Raw genomic sequence first — 3,039 nt, 5'->3', positions numbered from 1 at the left:
GCGTCGGTCACCAAACCTGTCGTCGCGACGGCCGCTCTTGCCCTTATCGAAGCAGGCATCATCGGCTTTGACGATCCCGTGGCGAAATTCATCCCGGAATTCCGGCCGAAGCTCGGGGATGGCAGTGAACCCGTCATCACCATCCGACAGCTCATGACGCACACTGCGGGCCTGAGCTACGGCTTCGGCCAGGCGGCCGACGGACCCTACATTCGCGCTGGTATCTCCGACGGTCTCGACCAGCCCGGCCTCTCGATGGCCGAGAATCTCAGCCGCATCGCCTCTGTGCCGCTGTCCTATGCACCGGGAACGCGATGGGGCTATTCGATGGCGATAGATGTGCTGGGCGAGGCCATGGCGAGAGCCACCGGCGCCTCCTTGCCGGAACTGGTCGATCGCCTGGTCGTTCAGCCGTTCGGCATGCAAGACGCGGCCTTTACCGTGCGCGATCGATCCCGGCTGGTGACGCCTTACGCCGACGGGCCAGGCAAGGCCATTCTCATGGGGGAACATCACCGCGTGCCTTATGGCGAGGGTTTCATTTCATACTCCCCCGGACGTGTTTTCGATCCTGCTTCCTTCGCCTCGGGCGGAACCGGCATGAACGGCACCGCCGGCGATGTCCTCAAGCTGCTCGAGGCGCTGCGTTCGGGCGGCGGGCCAGTCATCCGCGGCGAAACGGCCGCGGCGATGACCACGGACGCGATACCGGGCCTGGAAACCGGCATGCCTGGCTGGACCTGGGGTCTCGGTTTCAGCATTTTGCGCGACCCGCTCGCCGCATCAACGCCGCAGACGGCCGGCGCCTGGCGCTGGGGCGGCGTCTACGGCCATTCCTGGTTCGTGGATCCGGCATTGGAGCTGACGGTGGTGGCGCTGACAAATACGGCCGTCGCCGGCATGACCGGCGCCTTTCCCGATGCACTCCGCGACGCCATCTATGGCAGGCAGGCCTGAGTAGGGTAGATCGCCGCCGGCCACAGCCGGCGGCAGATACAGACGCTGCTGGATCGGCTCATCGTTTCACGGAAACTCAGAACCGATCTATCTTTTGTTGACGCAATTCCGGACGGAAAACCGTTTCACACTTTTCCTGGAATTGCTCAAAGCAGCGTTCCGCGCAGAATGACCATCGCCACCGAGAAATAGATCACCAACCCGGTGACATCGACCAGGGTGGCGACAAACGGCGCCGAAGCGCTGGCCGGGTCGAAACCGATGCGCTTCAGGGCAAACGGCAGCATCGACCCTGACAGGGAACCAAAGGTGACGATGCCAACCAGTGCCGCGCCGACCGTCGTGGCGATCAGCGGCCAATGCGGGCCATAGTCGTAGAAGCCCATATATTGCCAGAGCGCGATGCGGCAGATGCCGACCACGCCGAGCATGGCGCCCAGCACCAGACCGGTCGGCAGTTCGCGCAGCGCCACCCGCCACCAGTCGCGCAGGCCGATCTCGCGCAGCGCCAGCGCCCGGATGACAAGCGAGGTCGCCTGCGAGCCGGAATTGCCACCGGAGCTCATGATCAACGGGATGAACAACGTCAGCACGATCGCCTTCTGCAGCTCACCCTCGTAGCTCTGCATGGCGTTGGCGGTCAGCATTTCTGAGATGAACAGCGCACATAGCCAGCCGCCCCGCTTCTTGATCATGGAGAGGAAGCTTATCTTCATGTAGGGCTCGTCGAGCGCCTCCATGCCACCGAAGCGGTGCGCGTCCTCGGTCGTCTCCTCGATCATCGTGTCGATGATGTCGTCGATGGTGACGATGCCCAGTATCTTGCCGTGGTCGACCACCGGAACGGCGAGCAGGTCGTATTTGGAGATCGTCTGCGCCAGGGTTTCACGATCGGTCAGCGGCGTGACCGTGACCGGCACGCGGTCCGGCGCTACCGACAGGATCGGGTCGTCCGGTTCCCCGGTGATGAGCCGACGCAGACCGGTCGAGCGCACCAGCAGGTGAGTTTCGGGATCGACGATGTAGATCGCGTAGACGGTTTCGCGCGTCCGCTCGACCTTTCTGATGTAGTCGAGCGTGCGCCCAACGGTCCAGTCCGAAGGAACGCTGACGAATTCGGTCGTCATGATCGATGCGGCGCTGCCCTCGGGATAGCCCAGGATGGAAAGCAAGGTCGCACGTAGCGGCGGCGCCAGCGCACCGAGCAGTTCGGAACGTGCCGGCTCCTCGAGCTCGCGCAAAATGTCGGCCGCACGGTCGACCGACATGGCGGTGAGCAGCTTGCTTGCCTTGGGGCGGGGCAGGGCGTCTACGAGTTCTGGCGCGGCTTCGAGTTCAGGCTGATCGAAAATCTCGACCAGCCGCTCGAAGGGTACGGCGCAAAGCAGATCCGTCGCGGTTTCGCGCGATTCATGATTGAGCGCCTCGACCACGTCGGCAACGTGGTCGTTTGCGAGGATGCGGGCGATGGCGACGGCCTCGTCGTCCGCTACAGTGGGAAAATCGTTCATGGCTCACTCCTTGCCRTCCGGCAGGACRTGARCCATTCAGGTCACGTCTRGGCGGACGGCGGTTGCGTTCGACTAATACTGTCGCCAGGCATGGCGCGGTGACCTTTCCGCTYGCGGGTTCTGATTTGACTGTCAGCAAGCGGGCGCAACATAGGAGCGCACCTTGCCGAGTCAATCGTTGTGAGGAAGGAAATCGGCGCCTGATAGCTCCGATCGCGACACTGTGATCGCCGACTGCCGTTCTACCCGGCAAGTCGCGGTGAAATCACCGTTATTTCTGCTTCAGCCGACGCGAGAAACGCAGCCATTTGTCCTCGACCGGCCTTGGCTGGGCCAGGATCGTGGTGAGTTCGACAGGCAGCATCGGAACCAGCGGCTTCTTGGTGGCGACGCCGTCGGCGATCAGGACGATCGAGTGGTAGAACTCGGTGCCGGCAGCCGATCGCGGCGCCACCGCTTCGTGCATGACGCTGATCACCGTAACATCGGGGCAGTTGTCCTTGATCGCCTGATGGAAGGCAATCTTGCCCTCCGGGTCGAGGGCGCCGGTGGCCTCGTCGAGGAACAGGAG

2 protein-coding genes and 1 pseudogene are annotated in these 3,039 nt (G+C 63.3%); 1 reads left to right on the top strand and 2 read right to left on the bottom strand.

Annotated elements, in window-relative coordinates; translation table 11 throughout:
- The coding region (locus AC1DX0_RS33750) for a serine hydrolase domain-containing protein (RefSeq protein ID WP_477358685.1) at positions 1–957 on the top strand (957 nt) is incomplete at its 5' end.
- A 146-nt stretch (positions 958–1,103) separates the two neighbouring features.
- Here AC1DX0_RS33750 and mgtE read toward each other — a convergent pair.
- Both mgtE and AC1DX0_RS33740 read right to left on the bottom strand, forming a co-directional pair.
- Positions 1,104–2,468, bottom strand: coding sequence for a magnesium transporter (gene mgtE / locus AC1DX0_RS33745; protein ID WP_477220569.1), 1,365 nt, complete (start codon positions 2,466–2,468; stop codon positions 1,104–1,106).
- Positions 2,469–2,739: 271 nt separating this feature from the next.
- Positions 2,740–3,039: pseudogene (locus AC1DX0_RS33740) on the bottom strand (ABC transporter ATP-binding protein/permease); the annotation flags it as partial.

The sequence above is a fragment of the Mesorhizobium sp. P3_A9 genome, from assembly GCF_056402975.1.
This window is presented reverse-complemented; position numbering and strand designations above follow the sequence as displayed.

Excerpts from the sequence above, each read along its gene's own strand:
- mgtE (WP_477220569.1), bottom strand. The coding sequence starts at position 2,468 with ATGAACGATTTTCCCACTGTAGCGGACGACGAGGCCGTCGCCATCGCC.